This window comes from Salinimicrobium sediminilitoris, from assembly GCF_020866905.1.
GTDB classification, from domain to species: Bacteria; Bacteroidota; Bacteroidia; order Flavobacteriales; family Flavobacteriaceae; genus Salinimicrobium; species Salinimicrobium sediminilitoris.
In genome coordinates, this window is the sequence record NZ_JAIVCC010000017.1 from 23,395 (window position 1) to 43,252 (window position 19,858).

The following is a 19,858-nucleotide window of genomic DNA, read 5'->3' on the forward strand; positions in this document are numbered from 1 at the left end:
CTCTTTATTACTTTCCTAAAATCACACAGATAAAGTTATCAAACGATCTCTGATTTTCAAGTCACGGAATTTAAATTTTTCCCTGACAAAATGAAAAGTTTCTTCCTGAAACATAAAAATGTGGGTGGGATCATTTTTATAATACCAGTTCCCAAACGGGATCCCGGGATGATAAATATGTGTCATACATAACAGCTGTCCTCCCGGCCGAAGCATAGATCTCAACAGCTGAAATTCCTTTGCAGGGTTTTGAAAATGCTCAATCACTTCACAGCAGGCTATAAAGTCATAAGTTCCCTGCAGAAGTTCTGGGAATGGGAAGAAGAAAGGATCATAAGTGAAGACCTTATATTGAAGATCCAGGAGTAATTTTGTAATAACCGGCCCGGTCCCGGCTCCAAAATCCAGTCCTACGTGTTCCTGCGGATCAAAATTTTTAATTACCGATTCTACAATAGGTGATACAAATTTCCGGTAACGGGGATCATCGACATCATTGTTATGGGTCAGATACCTTTCTTTCTCGGAAACGGGATCGGGGAAATATTCCTTAGCAACAAAAACACCCTTACAGTTGGTGCATTCCAGGTACTCTCTTCCCGGCTGGGAATGAAAAAGATAAGCGCTGGAAAAACATAAAGGACATTTCATTAAAAAGGATTAGGTTGCGTAGTCGCAAGGTTAATCCTCTATCATGGAACCTTAAGCAGGCTATTGGGAGTCTAACTTAATCTTCTTGTTGTTCAAAAGGAAAGAATCTTACCTACCTGTCGATAGCCACTTTATAAGTAGGATCTTCAAGGATATTTACCTCTATGATCTTATCTGCATTTTCCAGCAACTGGCGACAGTCACGACTTAAGTATCTAAGATGCAATTTTTTTCCCTGTTTCAGGTATCTCTCCGTCAGTTTATTGAGGGCCTCAATACCCGACATATCGACAACACGGCTTTCAGAAAAATCAATAATAACCTCATCTGGGTCTCCCAAAATATCGAATTTCTCATTAAATGCAGCCACACTTCCGAAGAAAAGAGGACCATAGATCTCGTAATGTTTTACTCCTTTATCATCAACATATTTACGGGCACGTATCCTCTTTGCATTATCCCATGCGAATACAAGGGCAGAGATAATAACACCAACCAAAACCGCCAGGGCCAGGTTATGAAGTACTACCGTAACAAAAGTCACGAGCACCATCACCAGTACATCACTTTTTGGCATTCTGCGGAAGGTTCTCAAACTTGCCCATTCAAAGGTGCCAATAGAAACCATGATCATTACTCCCGTAAGGGCTGCCATAGGCAGAAGTTCAATAACATCTGCTGCAAACATTACAAACACAAGGAGCATTACTGCCGCTACTATACCAGATAGTCTGGCTCTGGCTCCAGATGAAACATTGATCAAACTCTGACCGATCATTGCACAACCTCCCATCCCCGAAAAGAATCCCGACAAGATGTTGGCTGTTCCCTGCGCCACACATTCCTTATTCCCACGTCCACGGGTTTCAGTGATTTCATCGACAATATTAAGAGTAAGTAAACTTTCTATTAATCCTACTCCTGCCATTATTGCCGCATATGGAAAAATGAGGGTTATAGCCTCCCAGGTGAATGGCACCATAGGAATGTGGAACGGCGGAAAGCCCCCCTTTATAGAAGCAATATCTCCTACTGTTTTGGTATCAATACCTAAAACAGCTACTAAACCAAAAACAACAAGAATTGCGGCAAGCGAGGAGGGAAAAACTTTTGTGAGCTTAGGCAGTCCCCAAATGATCAACATGGTCACCAGAACCAATCCGAGAAGGATATAAAGGTTTGTCCCTGTCATCCACACAAGCTCCCCCGCCTCATTGACAGTCTTGAACTGGTCCAGCTGAGACATAAAAATGATGATTGCAAGACCGTTAACGAAACCAAAGATCACAGAATGCGGCACCATTCTTATAAGTTTTCCAAGCCTTAGTACACCGGCGAGGATTTGCAGTATCCCCGCTAAGATTACAGTGGCGAAAACATATTCAACTCCATGAGATATCGCCAGGGCGGCAATCACCACGGCCACGGCCCCTGTTGCTCCCGAAATCATACCGGGTCTTCCTCCAAAAAGAGAAGTAATTAAACCCATTACAAAGGCCGCATATAAACCCGTTAAAGGAGAAAGGCCGGCGATCATTGCAAAGGCAACAGCTTCGGGGATTAGGGCCAGGGCTACAGTAAGTCCTGCCAGAACCTCAATTTTATAATCTACTTTTTGTGAAAAATCAAAAAGGTTAAAGAACTTTTTCATCTTAGAATATCGAAAAATTAATAATATAAAGGGAGCTCCCGTTTAGAAAAGGGAGAAAAATGAGAAGGAAAATTTTATCTCAGGGCGGAGTAACTGGCGAAATGGATATTTTTTTAATGCTCGTCATAAGAGCCGGCAAAAGTAGCCTTTTTTATTCTTTAACAAAACCGCACTCTCCTTTTTTTACTATAAAAGAAAACCGAAAAGGATTTCGGTTGATAAAGTTTGAATATCCTGATAGTCGGAAAGGAAAAACAGAAAATGAAGTAATTATTTGGTAAGGCGAAAACAAAAAATTTTTCAACCCAAAACTAAATATCCAGCTTAGCTTATCGGACCTGGACGTTCAAACGCCGGTTTTCTTTAATTTCTGAACATAAGAAAGGGATTCAGTTCCTTTTCGGAACAAAATCCCTTTTCGTTAAATCAAAATCCCGGTTGGGGGATCAAGCCACTTTCATATCGGCCGGATGTAATGTATAAAGCAGTTTATAATAGTCATCGACAGACTTCTTCCAGGTGAACCTCATTCTACGGGCGTTGAGACCAATTTGCTTCCATACGGTCTTCTCATTTTCAAAAAAGTAAAGCGCTTCATTGAAACTTTCAACCATATTGTAGATTTTCTCGTCATAGGTTTTCCCATCAAAAGCAAAACCCGTATGAACATGTTGAACGGTATCTTTTAGTCCGCCGGTATGGTGCACCAGGCAGGGTTGCCCATTTCGCATTGCAAGCATCTGGCTTATTCCGCAGGGCTCAAAGAGGCTTGGCATAAAGTAAAGGTCGGAATCCCTGTAAATAGAATTCACCACTTGCTCGCACTGGGTATTGACAAAAATAAAATTCTTCCTTTTGTAGCTAATCTCTCTGAGTAATTGTTCGTAATCTCCTGCGCCTGTACCCAGAAGCACATAAATTCCATTGACTTCTTCCAGCCTGTCAAGGATTTCAAGAAGAGCTTCGGGAGAACGCTTAAAAAAATAGAATTTCTGCTCGGTCAATCGTGCGACACTGGCACAAATAAAGTTGGGTTTCTTTTTTAGGAATGGAACAACTTTTTCACCGGTATGAGCCAAAAATGCAGCTTTCTCCCAATCCAGTTCCTTTTGAAGTTGTTTAAAAATTGCCGTGGCAATGTTTGGGAACAAACGGTTCTTTTTCACCAGGGTTTCAGGACGATAATCGGAACCATTAAGGATCCCGTGAAAACGCCCTTCTTTATCTGCCTGCCTCAAATCATTCTCCAGGCCTTCTCCTCCAATAAACTCGGGAGCCTCACTGGGAAGCATGACATCCTGTTTATAAGAAGGGGAAACGGTATGAACGGCATCAGAGAACCTTATACCAATGGCCATTAAATTGAAACAGTCATCGTAGCGTGGGTCTTTTAAAGCTTCACGATCGAAATTCAGATTAGGGAACCATGTATTTAAAGAAGAATAGTTATTCTCAAATGGCCGAATTCCCTGAAGAGCAAGATTATGGATACAGTATACAAACCTGTTTTTTTTAAGACAGGAATACTGTGGATGATAATTCTTTAAAAATAGTAAAATACTGGAATGCCAGTCATGCAGGTGCACAATGTCCAGCTTCCCAAAATGTTTTTGTTTTATGGCTTCGGCAACGGCTGTACAAAAAATGGTGTATTTTATAACGTCACTGTAAAATGGTTCTAAAGGATCATGATGATAAATTCCGCCCAGGTTTCCCATTTCGATTTCGGGATGGTGGATCACGTAATGTGTTATGTTTTCATCTTCCTCTTTAGCAGGAACCTCGTAGAGATGCGCAGTATAAGAAATCCCCCTCAACTCAAATTGAAGTGCGGCCTTTAAAGTACCGTTTTCATGTAACCTTGAATAGGAAGGGACTACAACATGAACACGATCCCCACGTTCGGAAATCTGCCTTGGCACATCACGAATCACATCACCTACCCCACCAACTTTACAATTGGCAATGGCGTCGTTTTCTGAAGCTACAAAAAGGAAATTATTCATAGTATAAAGCCCTTAAAAATATTATTTTATAAACTTAGGCGAAAGTACCTTTTAAAGACATAACTAACAGCATATCAAAAGGTTAAATTAGTATTAAAAAAAGGTTACTTCAAACGATTTAGTCGGTAACTTTTGACCTCAACCTTCAAAAATGCCTTTTAGTGATTGAATTTTTCTTTCGGAAGGGTTAGAAAAATTCCATAACCTATTTTATGCTATTCCAGAATTTATTCAATCCTCCCTCTTTCCCTTTTACAGGATCATATTCAGGAATAGGGACAGCAGTAATATTCTTATCGGTTTGGGGCCTCTCAGAATCTTCTCCGGTATTCATATCATGTGACCTGCCTTCGGGATAAGCTCCGACAACTGCAAAATCTTCACTCCCTAGATTTTTATGTGCTACGCCGGCAGGAATTACAATAACATCCCCGGCAGAGACCTCCAGTTTTTCCCCTTTTTCGCCACCAAGTTGTAATAAAGCCTTTCCTATATACACTCCTAATACTTCATGAGTATTGCTATGATAATGGTGATAATCGAAAACACCGTTTCTCCACGAGTTTTTCCAATTATTTTCAGCAAAACGTTCCTCCAGCCATTTTGCTCCAGGCTCTCCTTTTGTTGAAAAACAACCTTTATAGATCAAAACAGGTAATTTGCTGTTAGGGATGTTTCCATCGTCCTGAAAATATAATAATTGTGGCTCCATGAAGTCTCTTTTTGGTTTATTCAAAAAGATAGAAAATTTTAATGTACTCAGATAACGTTTGCGAAAATTTCTCCCTCGCAAATTTGTCAACATATAACGTTTGAGTCCAATAAATACGGGGAATTGACTGAGTTTTTAAAGTGTAAAACCACTCAAAACCACCTATAATTCGTAAATTTAGGGAACTAATTCTTCAGGGAAAAACATTATTAAAATGACACCAACAAAAAGCAATAAAGCATTCAACAAAATAGAAAAAGACATGCAGTTTCTTACCGATTGCTTCCAACAGGTTTTAAAAAATCTGGGAGAGCATGAACTTGCAGGTCTCCTCACAAAACATGAAGATCTAAAAGATTCTTTTTCTACAAATCCAGCCCTGGAAGAAAAACAGATCCAGGTCCTAAGTATTTACCTGCAACTCATGAACCTGGTGGAAGAAAATGCCGCCGTTCAATATCGCCGAAGGTTAGTTGACAAAACTGGAATGCAATCTGTAAGGGGCTCCTGGAGTGAGACTTTTCGACGATGGAAGGATCAGGGACTAAAGGAAAATGAAATGCAGGAGATCATTTCAAAAGTAAAACTGATTCCTGTACTCACCGCCCACCCCACAGAAACAAAACGCATTTCCATTTTGGAACTGCACAGGGAAATCTACCTCAACCTCATAAAGCTTGAGAATACTTCTTTTTCTTTTACTGAAAGACAGGTTATTGCCGAAGATATTAAAACCCTGCTGGAGAGATGGTGGCGCACCGGAGAGGTCTATCTGAAAAAACCTACCGTGGAAATGGAACGAAGTAATGTCATCCATTATTTCAGCAAGGTTTTTCCGCAGGCATTGAGAAAAAGTGATATTCAGCTAAAACAAAGCTGGATCAACATGGGCTTTGATCCCCAAAACCTAAAATTTCCCAAGTTGCAGTTTGGAACCTGGGTAGGTGGCGATAGAGATGGACATCCTTATGTTACCGCATCTGTAACAAAATCTACTCTCGAAGAACATAGAAAGACTGCTCTTCATCTCGTACACGAGCAGTTGGAGCATCTGGCTGCCGATATGAGCTTCTCGGGCATAAGCAATAAGGCTTCAGAACAGTTGCAGGAGGCAATTGAAAATATGTTGGGAGCACTGGGAGAAGAAGGAAGTAAAGCATTGGGCCGCAATCCATACGAGCCCTGGAGACAGTTTGTGAGCCTCATATTATTGAAGCTGGAGCATACCACCACAGGAAACGAACAGGAAAACACATTTTACAACAGGCCCGGGGACCTTCTTGAGGATCTTGATATTTTAAAGGAAAGTCTTTATGAAATAGGTGCAAATCGAATTGTTGAGGATCTTTTATTCCCGGTGGAAAGAATGGTGGAGTGTTTCGGTTTTCATCTCGCCCGGCTGGATATAAGACAAAACAGTGAGTTTCATGACAAAGCCCTCGAACAGATCCTGAAAATAACTTTTCCCGATAAGCCTGAATTCAAAACCTGGAGCGAAGAAGAGCGGGTTAAATTTATTTCGGAAGAATTAAAGAGCGACCGCCCCTTTGCTACTGCAGGAAGATCTTTTGGGCCCGAAGCAGATAAGGTGCTGGAAAGCTATAAAGTAGTTAAAGAACATACAGATAAGTTTGGTCCTCAGGGAGTAGGAAGTTTTATAGTTAGTATGACCCGCCAGCTTAGCGATCTTTTAATTGTTTACCTCTTCTTTAGAGAGGTGGGTATAGACAGGCGAACATTCCAGGTAGTCCCACTTTTTGAAACTATCGATGACCTTATTGCTTCAGGTGAAATTTTAGAAAGCTTTCTCACTCATCCTGCATATTACAGGGAGAAGGGAAGACCACAGGAGGTTATGCTAGGCTACAGCGACAGCAATAAGGACGGCGGAATTATTGCCAGCCGCTGGAATATTTACCGGGCTGAAAAAAACCTGACCGAAATGGCCGACAAACTGGATACAGAACTAAGATTCTTCCATGGCATTGGAGGAACCATAAGCAGGGGTGGCGGGAAATACCACCGCTTCCTGGAAAGTATGCCGGCGGGAAGCATGAGCGGGGAGATCAAACTCACAGTCCAGGGAGAGACCATAGCTCAGCAATTTGCCAATATGCTCACAGCTACTTATAATCTGGAAATGTTGTTTTCGGGAACTGCCCTTCAAACCGGGAATCGTCTTCATCCCAAAACTAAAAAAGGATATCCAATTGATGCTCTAAGACAGGTAGCAGAATATTCCAAAGAAAAATACCAGGAATTAATTGCACATCCTTCTTTTCTGAATTTCTATGGAGAAGCCACTCCAATAGATGTATTGGAACTAAGTAAGATTGGATCGAGACCTGCCAGACGTACCGGAACAAGGAGCCTGTCAGATCTTAGGGCAATTCCATGGGTTTTTAGCTGGAATCAATCCAGGTTTAATATCACGGGCTGGTTTGGAATTGGATATGCTCTACAAAAGTTAAAAGCCGATAATCTGCAGCAATATGAGCAACTTCGGGAAGTTGCCCAGGAATGGCCTTTTTTGAGATACGTTTTGATCCAGGTAGAAACTAACATTATGAATGCCGAACCTGCTGTAATGGAAGCCTATGCCTCTCTTGTAAAGGATGAAAAAGTAAGAATGGAGATTACAGAAATTATAAAAGCTGAACATCAAAAAGGACTTGATGAAATTGGCGCCATGTTTGAAAAAGGTCGGGAAGAACGAAGACAGAGCCTGCTCGACAATTTAAACCGGCGCAATGATGCTTTGATCTCCCTTCACCGTTTACAGATCAAAAATCTCGAGGCATGGAGAAGAACTAAAGGCAGTACCAAAGACGAGGAATTGGTGACACATCTTTTGCAAATCACTACTGCACTCGCTAGCGGATTAAAAAATACCGGTTGATCATTAAAGGTTAAATCTGTAAGAAGTTATAAAGAGATGGTTCGTTTTTTTGACAGACAAAAGCACGAACCATCTTTTATTAAATAAAAATCCTCCTGATCGAGGAAAGTATTTCTTATATCGACACCACGGCGGAATGTTTTTCGGGATGCTTTAAAATTTGCAGACCTTAAAACCAATTTTGGGTAACGTTAAAAACTATTAAGGCTTATAATATTATGTCTCCTTGACCGAAATGATCTTAACCGGGCAGGCTTTTACCGCTGCTTCACAGTTTTCTAGTATGGAATGATCTGCCGACTTTAGGGTGTGGAAACCCTTGCGATCAACAGATTTTAGCAGCACACTTTTACCATCTTTTTTTGACATTTGAAACTGCCCCGGAGCCAACTCTACACAGTAGTTACAACCAATACATTTGTTCCGCTGCAGGGTCACTACTACCATTATGCTTCCACCATTTTATATAGTTTGTCTGAAAGTCTTACTCTGAAAGGAACTTTGATCGTACAGCTATCCCCTTTTCCGGCTTTTTCTGAAAGCAGATCGTTTACGAACATTTCCTCCAATTCAAATTCCTGCGCTCCGGTGCTGGGGCCGGTAACCAGGATCTTATCTCCTTTTTTAATGTCGTAGGCCTCGATCTTAAATTCTGCTATTCCCGCTTTTGGGAAGTAATGTACACCCTTCCCAACATAAACCTTCTTTTGAGTAGCCTGAGAACCTGAAGTTTTACTCCACTCCCCCAGTTTTTGTCCAAGATAGTACCCACTCCAGAATCCGCGATTATAGACGGTGCTTAGGCGCGCCATCCAGTCGGCAACTTTTTCTTCGGAATATGTTCCTTCATACCAGGAATCAATAGCCTCACGATAAGCTCTGGTCACTGTTGCAACATATTCCGGAGCACGGCCGCGACCTTCTATCTTCAAAACCTGTACTCCCGCTTCCATGACCTCATCCAGGAAATTAATGGTGCAAAGGTCTTTTGGAGACATCATATATTCATTATCGATCTCGATCTCAAATCCCGATTCCTGATCAATAACCGTATATTTTTTGCGACAATTCTGTTTACAGGCACCGCGATTTGCTGAAGAATTGTGGGAATGCAGGCTTAGGTAACACTTTCCTGAAACTGCCATACAAAGTGCCCCGTGGCCAAAAATCTCAAGCTTGACCAGCTCTCCCGAAGGACCTTTTATTTGCTCTTTTTGGATCTGTTCAGAAATATTTTTTACCTGTCTAAGACTTAGCTCTCGTGACAATACCATTGTTTCGGCAAAGAGACTGTAAAATTTTACAGTTTCAATATTGGTTATATTGAGCTGCGTAGAAATATGAACGTCAATTCCCATACCGCGAGCAGAAGCGATTACAGCCTGGTCACTTGCGATAACAGCAGTAATCCCTGCCTCCTTAGCTGCGGAAAGCAGGTTTTTGATAAGTGAAAGATCGTGGTCGTAAACAATGGTATTTAAAGTCAGGTAACTTCTACCCCCTTTCGCCTCACACCTTTTAACTATTTCTGGAAGATCATCCATTGTAAAATTAATAGATGCCCTTGCCCGCATATTCAATTGTTCCACTCCAAAGTAGACGGAATCTGCTCCATTTTCCAAAGCTGCCTGCAGAGATTCAAAATTTCCTGCGGGAGCCATTAATTCCATTTTTCCTGAATCTTTTTTCATAAGCTGCTGCCAATATCGTGGTGCCGGAGCAGTAAAGTCTACCCGGCACTATTTTAGGCGGCAAAGAAAATGGCATTTTTGGAAGGAAAATATGACCTGGGTCACATTTTATTTGTTGTGAAAATTACGCCCCTTTTTGTAGTAGTAAAAGCCTGCAAAGTGCCGGGACCGGGAATAGATTTAGTATAAAATCATTTATAATACTGTTTTTCGACCCGGTATGGGTTCTTTAAGGTAAAAAGAATGCCAATAACGGCGATCTTGTAGTAATTTACTTACTTATTTTGGACGAGTTAGTAGAGACCCTTAGTCCGTAGAAGAGTAACCCCTATTCTTCTTTCTAAGGGTTTTCTTTTGCCTGAATATTGGTCATTGTTATAAGGTTTCACTCGGACAAGAAAGGCTTCAGGTTGCCATTGCTCCTTTTGTTTAAAAAACTTTGGAAAAAGGCCCTGCTTCTCCTGTAATTCCCAAGAAGCCAATGTAATTTTTGACAACAGCCATTTCCCAGGGAAAAATCCTGACTATCTTTACAAAAAAGGAAATTTATGAGTGAGTTCTATAATTTTTCAGCAAAGGACCTGCAAGGACAGGATGTGGAAATGAAGGATTTTAAAGGAAAGGTAGTACTTGTGGTCAATACAGCTTCAGAATGTGGCTTCACTCCGCAGTTGGAAGGCCTGGAAACACTAAATAAGAAGTTTAAGGATGACGGATTGGTAATTCTGGGGTTCCCCTGCAACCAATTTGGGAAACAGGAACCCGGAGACGAAAAATCCATTGCCGAAGGTTGTGTAGTGAATTACGGAGTGACCTTTCCCATGTTCTCAAAAGTAGATGTTAATGGAAAGGAAGCTCATCCCCTGTTCAAATATCTTAAAAGTGAACTCGGAGGAATATTAGGCAGCAAGATCAAATGGAATTTCACAAAATTCCTCATTGATCGCACAGGCCGGCCGGTAGAAAGATTTGCCCCAATTACAAAGCCTGAAAGTCTGGAGAAGGACATTAAGAAACTTCTGTAATCCTCGACCCTTTCAGGGTTTGGAATCCTGAAAGGGTTAAAGTGGGTAATCCAGAATAACAGGTGTCAAAAATAACATTATTGGCACCTCTTTTTATTACCGAAAGTTTCAGGAAATACACATGGGAACCCGAAAGGATCCAGGAGAAAATGTTCCCTTTCATCCCGATGTGACCTGGGTCATAATTTAGGACAAAACTATCCGCTTTATTTGCTGAGAAATTTTGAATCATGACCGAAACCATAGATACTTCAGCATTACCAAAGGGACATCCCGTCAATATATATTCCGAAGAAAAAGAGTTGATCCAGGCGTTGGGAAAAGAACTGCTGGAAACCAATCCTGAAAAAGAAAATCAGAAATTCTACAACATCTTCAATCAGCTACAACAGATTGAGCGGAGGTTCGAGCGTAAGGAAAATCAGTTATTTCCGGTACTGGAACAAAAAGGCTGGACCGGGCCTAGCAAGAACATGTGGTCTTTTCATGATACCATTCGGGAGCAGTTCAGGATCCTTAGAAAAAAGGTGGAAAACCGCAATTTTTCAGAAGCTACACAAGATGCACAGTATCTGGTGAGCAGCATTTTCAGATTACTGCTGGTAGAAGACAGCGTACTTTTTCCTAATGCCCTGGAGTTACTTACCGAAGAGGACTGGAAGCAGGTTCGAAAAGGTGAGGAAGAAATTGGGTGGATGTTGAAAACAGAACCTGCGTCATTCCCCGAAAATAAGGATGAATATATTCACCCTTCTCAGGATCACACTAAGCGCGAGTTAACTTTTGACACCTCAAATGCAGCACATTATGACGAGGGTTATATGACTGTCGACCAGGTCAACCTGCTCCTAAGAACTATGCCTCTGGACATTACGTATGTGGATGAAAATGACAAGGTAATTTTTTATAATCGCGGAGAAGAAAGGGTATTCCCCAGGAGTGCCGGAATCATTGGGAGAGAAGTAAAATTTTGTCATCCTCCCAAAAGTGTGGGTACAGTGCTAAAGATCCTGGAAGAATTTAGAAAAGGGACAAAAAATGAAGCTTCTTTCTGGATCAATTTTAAGGACAGGCTTATTTATATAAGATATTTTGCGGTGCGGGATGATCAAAAAAACTACCGCGGGGTCATTGAAATGTCTCAGGACATCACCGAGATCAAAAAGATCGAGGGGGAACAGAGACTGCTGGACTGGAATTAATTTACCTGAAAAAAACACTGTTTTACGGTTTTCCTCAAAGAAGGTCTTTCTTTTTAATTTAGCTTTACCCTGTTAAATCTAAAAAGATGGAATATTTTCTCACCGGTATTGCAGGAATTGCCTCACTGCTCCTTATCATTCTTTTGGTAAATAACAAAAGGCAGAACCGTAGGATTAAAAGAAATATCCAGGAAATTAAAGATCTTAAAACTGGTTCGGGAGATTCTCTGAAGTTTTTTGAATAATTAGGTTTTACTCAAGTTTCCGGGAAAATTCCTTCCCTGAAAATTTCATATTTTCTCCAGGGGATTAAAATATTGGTATAAAAGCATTTTTCATATCTTTAGACTTCAGCTATTAAACTATTTTGTATGAAAACTTTCCAGGTACTTCTTTTGCTCCTCTTTCCAACTCTTATTAATGCACAGACTAAAATCCTGCCTGCCGAGGTCCAGATCAAAACTGCCACGCTTGCCGCACCCGAGGAACTGCGAGCTGGCGTTATGGTTTATGGGTATAATGACAAGGGAGAAATGGTCCTTCTACGTGAGGGCACAAATCACTTGGTTTGCCTGGCCGATGATCCAGAAAAGGAAGGCATTAATGTCTCCTGTTATTCAAAAAAGCTGGAGCCTTTTATGGCCCGTGGCCGTGAACTTTCTGCTGAAGGAAAAGGTGAAATGGAAAAACGTGTTGCGCGAAAAAATGAAGCTGAAGCCGGCACTCTTACCCTAACCGATACTCCCGGAATGACCACAATTTTAACCGGAAGTGAAGAAAACTATAATTCTGAAACGGGAGAACTTACCGATGGACATTTTCGATACGTGATCTACATTCCTTATGCCACTGCAGAGTCTACCGGTCTTCCCGAAAAACCTTTCGCACCTGGAATGCCCTGGATCATGGATCCCGGTACACACCGTGCCCATATAATGATCACACCGCCAAAGAATTAATTAAAATTCAAAAAGACATCTGTGTCCAAAAATGGGCTGGGAACTACTTGCTTCTGGAACGGGAAGTGGCGAGCCGGGAATCTAATTACTTCCCCGCACCTCTGTCTCCTTTAAAGTTTTGAGCAGCTGCTTCGCGAATTCCCTGAAGCGGTAGTTGGGATGTTTTGCAGCATCGTTTAGGTTATTCAAACTTTCCACATCAAAAGCATTTAACTGGTACAGGTATTCAAAGGCTTTTTGCCGCACCTGAAACCTTCTATGTGGTGCTGTATAACTTCTGAGTTCTTGAATGTATTGCCCTTTTGATTCCATTTCAAATCCGGCGGTTGCCAGGCTTAGAGCCAGCCAAAGAGTGCGGAGGTTTTTGTCAAGAAATCCCTGTGTTCCTTCCATTTCTCGAAGGTATCGCTCCCGGTCAACAGGGAAAGACATCCATAAATTATAAAGCGCCATCTCCTGCGTGAGGTATGAATCGTCCTTCAATAGCGACTCATACTCAGTTTTTAACTGCTGTGGCACCTCCTGTAACGAGAAAGCAATAGCCTGTCGGGTGAAAAGATTTCCACTTGAAAATGCCTTTTTGTAGAGATCAGCAACTCCAACGGGATCTTCCAGCCCAAGTTGCAGTACGGCTTCCTTCCCCAGATAATCATTTACCGGAAAGCTAAGGGCTGTGGGAAGCAGTTGTCTTTTTTCTGAAATGGCCAGAGGTTTTGCCGCTGCCAGTTCCAAATATTTCTGAATAAAAGGAGACCTTTTGAGAGATTCCAATGCCTCAGTTCCCTGAAAAGCCGATTGTTTCAACCAGTCCTTCACAAAACCTGAAAGATCCTGCCCGCTGGCAGCCTCCATCTCGGTTATAAAATCGCCTGTTGTGGCGGTCGAATATTTATATTTTTCCAAATAATTCTTCACTCCTCTGTCAAAAGCAGCCTTGCCAATTTTCTCGTTTAAGATATGCAAAGCCCAGGCTCCTTTTTGATAATAAGTAAGGGAACTGGCATATTTAGAAACTACCGCCTCTCCTTTTCCCTGGTCACTTAACTGTTTAAGCTCTTCGGCTGTTTTGAAAAGCTTTCGGTAGTAATAATCCTCTCCAAAAATCTCTTTTTCGGCAAGTAAAGCATAATAGGTAGCAAAACCTTCCTGCAGCCAATGATCTTCAGGGGTCCCGGCCGTCACATAGTTTCCAAACCACTGGTGAGCCAACTCATGAGCGTTAACATTAACGTAATTTTGGTCGATGTAGCCAATGGAGTCTACCAGGAAAATATCTGAAAAAATCGTGGTGCCGGTATTTTCCATTCCGGAATATAAAAAGTCCCGAACAGGAACCTGTTTATAGTTTTGCCAGGGATATGGAACTCCGGTTTCCTTTTCAAAAAAGTCCATCATAAATGCACTGTGGCGATAAGTGGGCTCCACAAGGTTTTCCATACCTTTTGGATAATAAAAATACAGCGGAATTCCTTTTTCTGACTCAGTAAGAACGTTATAATCCCCTGCTGCCACCGCAACCAGGTAGCTACTCATGGGATGCTCCATGTTATATTCCCAGCGGGTGAGAGAATCGTTTAGCTTTTGAGTTTTCAATAATTCTCCATTGGAGATCAATATTTTTTCTGAAGGGTAAATAAAGGATAGATCGAACTCAAGCTTTTCGGTAGGGTTATCAAAACTTGGTAACCAGTGGGAAGTGTATTTCCCCTGCCCCTGCGTCCACATTTGGTAATCCTGCTGCCCTGTTCCTTCCGGCTTCTTCGGAATAAAATACATGGTTTGAGCAGGTTTAGCCGAATACTTCAGCTGAAGTTGTTGATCTTGTGCCGGTAAGAAGTTTTTGGTGATCCAGAATTTATTTTGATCACTTCCGAAGGGAACAGGTTGGCCATTCAGAAGAACTTCAGAAAAATCCATTTTTTGGGCATCAATAAAAATGGAATCTACCTGCTCAAAAATGTCAAATTCGTAATTAATTGTTCCCGAAACTGCCTTTTTTGAAGGGTTAATGGCGACTTCGGCCTCAAGTCGTGTAAAATCAATAGCGGGCGTCTGCTGGGCATAAGTTTCAGCGCTTAAAAGGGCAGCCAGGATCAGGAAGATGGAACTTTTCATTCCTCAAATATACGCTACCTGCTCAAATCGGGAAAAACTTACTTTCCTAAAAGGCTTTTTTTTATCTTCGTTTCCATGAATCCAAGCCTGCTGCAAACTCCCATTGATTACCTAAAAGGTATTGGTCCCAACCGGGCAGAGATCCTGCGGAAGGAGATTGGGGTTCACACTTATGGCGATTTTCTAAACTTTTTTCCCAACCGCTATCTCGATAAAACCCGCTTTTATAAGATCGCACAGCTGGAAAAGAATACATCGGAAGTGCAAATCGTAGGGAAAATTGTTCACCTTCGAACGGTTGAGCAAAAAAAAGGAAAACGACTTGTTGCCGATTTTGTGGATGATACCGGAAAGATGGAACTCGTATGGTTTAGGGGTCAAAAATGGATCCGCGAGAACCTGAAGCTCAACACCCCTTATGTTATCTTCGGAAAAACCTCCTGGTTTAATGGACTTTTTAGTATGCCACACCCCGAAATGGAGCTGGTGGAAGAATATAAAAAAAGCCTCCGTCCTGCCATGCAACCTGTTTATCCTTCTACAGAAAGGCTCGGCAAATCTGGAGTTACAAATAGGGTAATTGGCAGGTGCGTGCAGCAACTTTTCCTGGAAAGTGGCAATAAATTCGTTGATCCCCTTCCGGAAAACTTATTGCAAGAACTACACCTGCTTCCAAAGGCCGAGGCGCTTTTTAATGCTCATTTCCCCAGAAGTCAGGAGTTGTTGGCCAAAGCCCAGTTTCGCCTTAAGTTCGAGGAACTCTTTTATATACAGTTGCAGTTGTTGATCAAGAATATGATCAGGAAGCAAAAGATCAAAGGTTTTCCATTTGAGGAGGTTGGCTCCCACTTCACCGAATTTTATGAAAAGCATCTTCCTTTCGAATTAACCAATGCCCAAAAAAGAGTAATTAAGGAAATACGTCAGGATCTGGGGAGTGGAGCTCAAATGAACAGGTTGCTGCAGGGAGATGTGGGATCGGGAAAGACTATTGTGGCCTTGATGAGTGTTCTGCTTGCCCTGGATAATGGCTTCCAGGCTTGTTTAATGGCGCCAACAGAAATTCTTGCGATCCAGCATTTCAATGGAATCTCCGACCTTGTCACCGATCTTGGGATCAAGGTAAGGTTGCTCACGGGCTCTACAAAGACTTCAGAAAGAAGGGAAATTCATGAAGCTCTTGAAAGTGGCGAGCTTCACTTATTAATAGGCACCCACGCCCTGCTTGAAGAAAAAGTAAAGTTCCAAAACCTTGGCCTTGCAATCATTGATGAGCAGCACAGGTTTGGAGTGGCCCAGAGAGCCCGGTTGTGGAAAAAGAATCATTTGCCACCTCATGTGCTGGTAATGACCGCTACGCCAATACCCCGAACACTTGCAATGAGTCTTTACGGCGACCTGGATATATCGGTTATTGATGAATTGCCGCCCGGCAGGAAGGAGATAAAAACAGTACACAGGTATGATAGCAACAGGTTAAAAGTTTTTGCTTTTATTCGGGATGAAATAAGGAAAGGCCGGCAGATCTATATAGTCTATCCACTTATTCAGGAATCGGAAACCATGGATTATAAGGATCTTATGGATGGCTACGAAAGTATTGCCAGGGAATTCTCAATGCCCGAATTCCAGATCTCGATCCTGCACGGACAAATGAAACCTGCCGATAAAGATTACGAGATGGACCGTTTTGTAAAGGGGGAAACCCAGATCATGGTCGCCACTACAGTAATTGAAGTAGGTGTAAATGTTCCCAACGCCAGTGTGATGATCATTGAAAGTGCAGAGCGGTTTGGACTTTCTCAACTGCACCAGTTGCGTGGCCGCGTTGGTCGTGGTGCCGAACAAAGTTTCTGTATTCTTATGACCGGGCATAAATTATCCAATGACAGTAAGACCCGCCTGGAAACCATGGTTCGTACTGCCGATGGTTTTGAAATAGCAGAAGTAGACCTGAAACTCCGTGGCCCCGGAGATCTTATGGGGACCCAACAAAGCGGCGTGCTCAATTTAAAGATCGCAGATATTGTTAAGGATAACGATATATTGAAATCTGCCCGGCACTACGCCTTGCAACTTCTTAAAGAAGATCCTAAACTCGAACTTGAAAAAAACAAAGTGGTGAAATACACTTACTCCCAACTCGTGAAGGAGAAGAATATATGGAACTATATAAGCTGATGTTTGGGAAAAAGCGATGAACGCTCCGTTTCCGGAATTATAACAGATTGTGAAAAGTTTAATTTTCAGGGAAATGGATTTGAGTATTCCTTCAGCAAAACAATACTGATGCGGGGCAACAGACTTTGATATGAACATTACTAAATAAAGAAGTTTTGAGCTAAAAGTTTAAAGGAAGGGGAACAAATACCCCTTCCTTTTTTTATGCCAAAATCATTCGTAATGCTATCTTTGCAGCTGGAAAAATTTATTCAATGAAGATTTCATATAACTGGCTCAGGCAATTTCTAAAAGTTAATCGCACCCCCGAAGAAACCGGGGAATTACTCACAGATTTGGGCCTTGAAGTAGAAGGTATTCATGAATTTCAAAGTGTAAAGGGCAGCCTCCGCGGGATTGTGGTAGGTGAAGTTCTTACCTGCGAACAACATCCCAACGCCGATCGACTAAAGATTACTACGGTAAACCTGGGTAACGGCGAGCCGGTTCAGATTGTTTGTGGTGCTCCTAATGTAGCTGCAGGCCAAAAAGTGCCGGTTGCTACTGTTGGAACCACTTTATATGATGAGAAAGGGACTCCCTGGGAGATTAAAAAGAGTAAGATTAGGGGTGAGAGTAGCCATGGGATGATCTGTGCAGAAGATGAGCTTGGCCTTGGGCAAAGCCATGAAGGCATTATGGTCATGGATCCGGCCCTGGAACCGGGTACTCCTGCGGCCAGTCTTTTTGAGATAGAGGACGATCATGTTTTTGAAATAGGCCTAACTCCCAATAGGGCCGATGCTATGAGTCACTGGGGAGTGGCGCGTGATCTTAAGGCAGGTTTAATTCAACAGGGGGAACAACAGGAATTGATCACCCCATCGGTAAGTAGTTTTCATGTGGACAGCCGCAGCCGAAAAGTTCCGGTAAAGATCACCAAACCTGAACTTGCTCCCCGTTATTGCGGAGTAACAATAACCGGCGTAGAAATTTCGGAATCACCCGGTTGGCTTCAAAATCGCCTGAAGGCTATAGGCATCACTCCAAAAAACAATGTTGTTGATGTCACCAATTATGTAATGCATGAGTTAGGGCAACCCTTACACGCCTTTGATGCCGACAGGATAAGCGGAAATGAGATTATTGTTCAAACCCTTCCGGCAGGAACAAAGTTTACAACCCTTGATGAGGTGGAAAGAGAACTGCATGAAGAGGATCTTATGATCTGTGACGCCGAAAAACCTCTGGCGATCGCCGGAGTGTTTGGGGGAATTGGTAGCGGAGTAACTTCGGGAACTACAAACCTCTTTATTGAAAGCGCATATTTTAATCCTGTTACTGTTCGAAAGACAGCAAAACGTCACAGCCTTAATACAGACGCCTCTTTTAGATATGAGAGAGGAATTGATCCAAACATAACCGAATATGCTCTTAAACGTGCAGTGCTGTTGATCCAGGAATTGGCAGGAGGAAGTGTTTCGAGTGATATCGATGATTATTACCCCAAAAAAGTAGAAGATTTCCCTGTATTCCTCACTTTTGAGAAGATAAATTCCCTTGTGGGCCAAAACCTTTCTAAGGAAACCATTAAATCCATATTGGCCTCCCTCGAAATTAGAGTCAACAATGTTACTGAAACCGGTATGGGCCTTACCATTCCATCTTACAGAGTAGACGTAAAGCGGGAAGCAGATGTTATTGAGGAAATCTTAAGGGTATTTGGATACAACAACATAGAGTTTGGAGATAAAATAAATGCATCTGTTGCCAATTCCACGAGATTTGAAGATTACAAACTTCAGAATCTAATTGCAGGGCAACTGGTTGGCCAGGGATTTTTTGAAACCATGGCTAATTCCCTTACAAGTCCGGCGTATTTGGGATTAAGTGAACTTTTAAAGGAAGAGCACGCTGTAAAAATGCTCAATCCTCTTAGCCAGGATCTTTCTGTGCTAAGGCAATCGCTATTATTTTCAGGATTGGAAGCAGTGAGCTACAATCTCAATCGCAAAAGGGCCGACCTTAAGTTCTTTGAATTCGGAAAAACCTATCATAACTACGGCAATGGCCGGGAAGAGCAAAAACATCTTTCGGTTTTCCTCTCCGGAAACCGAAAACGCGAAACCTGGACCAATGCTGTCCAAAGAAGTGAATTTTTCTACCTTAAAGGAGTGATCACTTCAATTCTGGAAAGACTGGGCATTAGAGACCTGAAAACATCTCCCGTCAAAAATGATATTTTTTCGGAAGGTATTTCTTTTAGCTTCAACAATGCGAAGCTGGTAGAATTTGGAGTAATCAAGAAAAAGATCCTAAAGGATTTTGATATTAGTCAGGAAGTACTTTTTGCCGATTTTAACTGGGATCAGGTTGTGGAGACTTCAAAAAATCAGCAGAATAAATTTAAGGAGATCTCTAAATTTCAGGCAGTAAGAAGGGACTTTGCTCTTCTCCTGGATATTTCAGTAAAGTTTGAGGAAATTTATGATATCGCATTTAAGACTGAAAAGATCTTACTTAAAGATGTAAATCTTTTTGACGTGTATGAAGGCGCTAACCTTCCGGAAGGAAAGAAAAGTTACGCTGTTAGTTTTATTATGCTTGACGAAAAGAAAACGCTGACCGATAAGCAGATCGATAAGATCATGAACAAACTTCAGCAAAACCTGGAAAAGCAACTTGGAGCAGAGCTTAGATAAGAAGCAAAAAAAACCTAATAAAAAAGAGAGGCTGTTCAATTGAACAACCTCTCTTTTTTTCATAGCAATCTTAAATTGTTTTTCA

Annotated in this window: 14 protein-coding genes; 7 read left to right on the plus strand and 7 right to left on the minus strand. The window is 41.8% G+C overall.

Annotated features, from left to right (window positions below; translation table 11 throughout):
• Positions 1 to 21: 21 nt before the first annotated feature.
• From LA313_RS14970 to LA313_RS14985, 4 genes are all read right to left on the minus strand, one after another.
• A complete protein-coding gene (locus LA313_RS14970; protein WP_228916435.1) occupies positions 22 to 651 on the minus strand; it encodes a class I SAM-dependent methyltransferase in 630 nt (209 codons plus the stop codon).
• Between the two features lie 112 nt (positions 652 to 763).
• Complete coding sequence (locus tag LA313_RS14975; protein ID WP_228916437.1) at positions 764 to 2,302, minus strand: SulP family inorganic anion transporter; 1,539 nt, start codon at positions 2,300 to 2,302, stop codon at positions 764 to 766.
• Positions 2,303 to 2,748: 446 nt separating this feature from the next.
• Positions 2,749 to 4,308 (minus strand): glycogen synthase, encoded by a 1,560-nt coding sequence (locus tag LA313_RS14980; protein ID WP_228916439.1) that lies wholly within the window; start codon positions 4,306 to 4,308, stop codon positions 2,749 to 2,751.
• A gap of 205 nt (positions 4,309 to 4,513) precedes the next feature.
• Positions 4,514 to 5,020 (minus strand): cupin domain-containing protein, encoded by a 507-nt coding sequence (locus LA313_RS14985; protein WP_228916441.1) that lies wholly within the window; start codon positions 5,018 to 5,020, stop codon positions 4,514 to 4,516.
• A gap of 214 nt (positions 5,021 to 5,234) precedes the next feature.
• Between LA313_RS14985 and LA313_RS14990 the strand changes: the two genes are divergently transcribed.
• Positions 5,235 to 7,919: a phosphoenolpyruvate carboxylase gene (locus LA313_RS14990; RefSeq protein WP_228916443.1), complete on the plus strand. Its 2,685-nt coding sequence runs from the start codon at positions 5,235 to 5,237 to the stop codon at positions 7,917 to 7,919.
• Between the two features lie 216 nt (positions 7,920 to 8,135).
• Here LA313_RS14990 and LA313_RS14995 read toward each other — a convergent pair whose 3' ends face one another.
• Positions 8,136 to 8,366, minus strand: a complete 231-nt coding sequence (locus LA313_RS14995; RefSeq protein ID WP_228916445.1) for a ferredoxin — start codon at positions 8,364 to 8,366, stop codon at positions 8,136 to 8,138.
• A complete protein-coding gene (locus LA313_RS15000; RefSeq protein ID WP_228916447.1) occupies positions 8,366 to 9,610 on the minus strand; it encodes a peptidase U32 family protein in 1,245 nt (414 codons plus the stop codon). Before LA313_RS15000 ends, LA313_RS14995 begins: the two co-directional genes overlap by 1 nt.
• 548 nt (positions 9,611 to 10,158) lie before the next feature.
• Between LA313_RS15000 and LA313_RS15005 the strand changes: the two genes are divergently transcribed.
• The 4 genes from LA313_RS15005 (at position 10,159) to LA313_RS15020 (ending at position 12,796) form a co-directional block, all read left to right on the plus strand.
• Positions 10,159 to 10,635, plus strand: a complete 477-nt coding sequence (locus LA313_RS15005) for a glutathione peroxidase (RefSeq protein ID WP_228916450.1) — start codon at positions 10,159 to 10,161, stop codon at positions 10,633 to 10,635.
• Between the two features lie 230 nt (positions 10,636 to 10,865).
• Positions 10,866 to 11,837, plus strand: coding sequence for a DUF438 domain-containing protein (locus tag LA313_RS15010; protein ID WP_228916452.1), 972 nt, complete (start codon positions 10,866 to 10,868; stop codon positions 11,835 to 11,837).
• An 86-nt stretch (positions 11,838 to 11,923) separates the two neighbouring features.
• Entirely contained in the window at positions 11,924 to 12,082 is a 159-nt protein-coding gene (locus LA313_RS15015; RefSeq protein ID WP_228916454.1) for a hypothetical protein, read from the plus strand.
• Positions 12,083 to 12,208: 126 nt separating this feature from the next.
• A complete protein-coding gene (locus tag LA313_RS15020; RefSeq protein WP_228916456.1) occupies positions 12,209 to 12,796 on the plus strand; it encodes a hypothetical protein in 588 nt (195 codons plus the stop codon).
• Positions 12,797 to 12,877: 81 nt separating this feature from the next.
• Here the strand turns inward: LA313_RS15020 and LA313_RS15025 are convergent, their stop codons facing one another.
• A complete protein-coding gene (locus LA313_RS15025; protein ID WP_228916458.1) occupies positions 12,878 to 14,911 on the minus strand; it encodes a M1 family metallopeptidase in 2,034 nt (677 codons plus the stop codon).
• Positions 14,912 to 14,986: 75 nt separating this feature from the next.
• Here LA313_RS15025 and recG point away from each other — a divergent pair, with 75 nt between their 5' ends.
• On the plus strand, positions 14,987 to 17,092 hold the full coding sequence (gene recG / locus LA313_RS15030) for an ATP-dependent DNA helicase RecG (protein ID WP_228916460.1): 2,106 nt from the start codon (positions 14,987 to 14,989) through the stop codon (positions 17,090 to 17,092).
• A gap of 254 nt (positions 17,093 to 17,346) precedes the next feature.
• Positions 17,347 to 19,773: a phenylalanine--tRNA ligase subunit beta gene (gene pheT, locus LA313_RS15035; protein WP_228916467.1), complete on the plus strand. Its 2,427-nt coding sequence runs from the start codon at positions 17,347 to 17,349 to the stop codon at positions 19,771 to 19,773.
• The last annotated feature ends 85 nt before the right edge of the window (positions 19,774 to 19,858 follow it).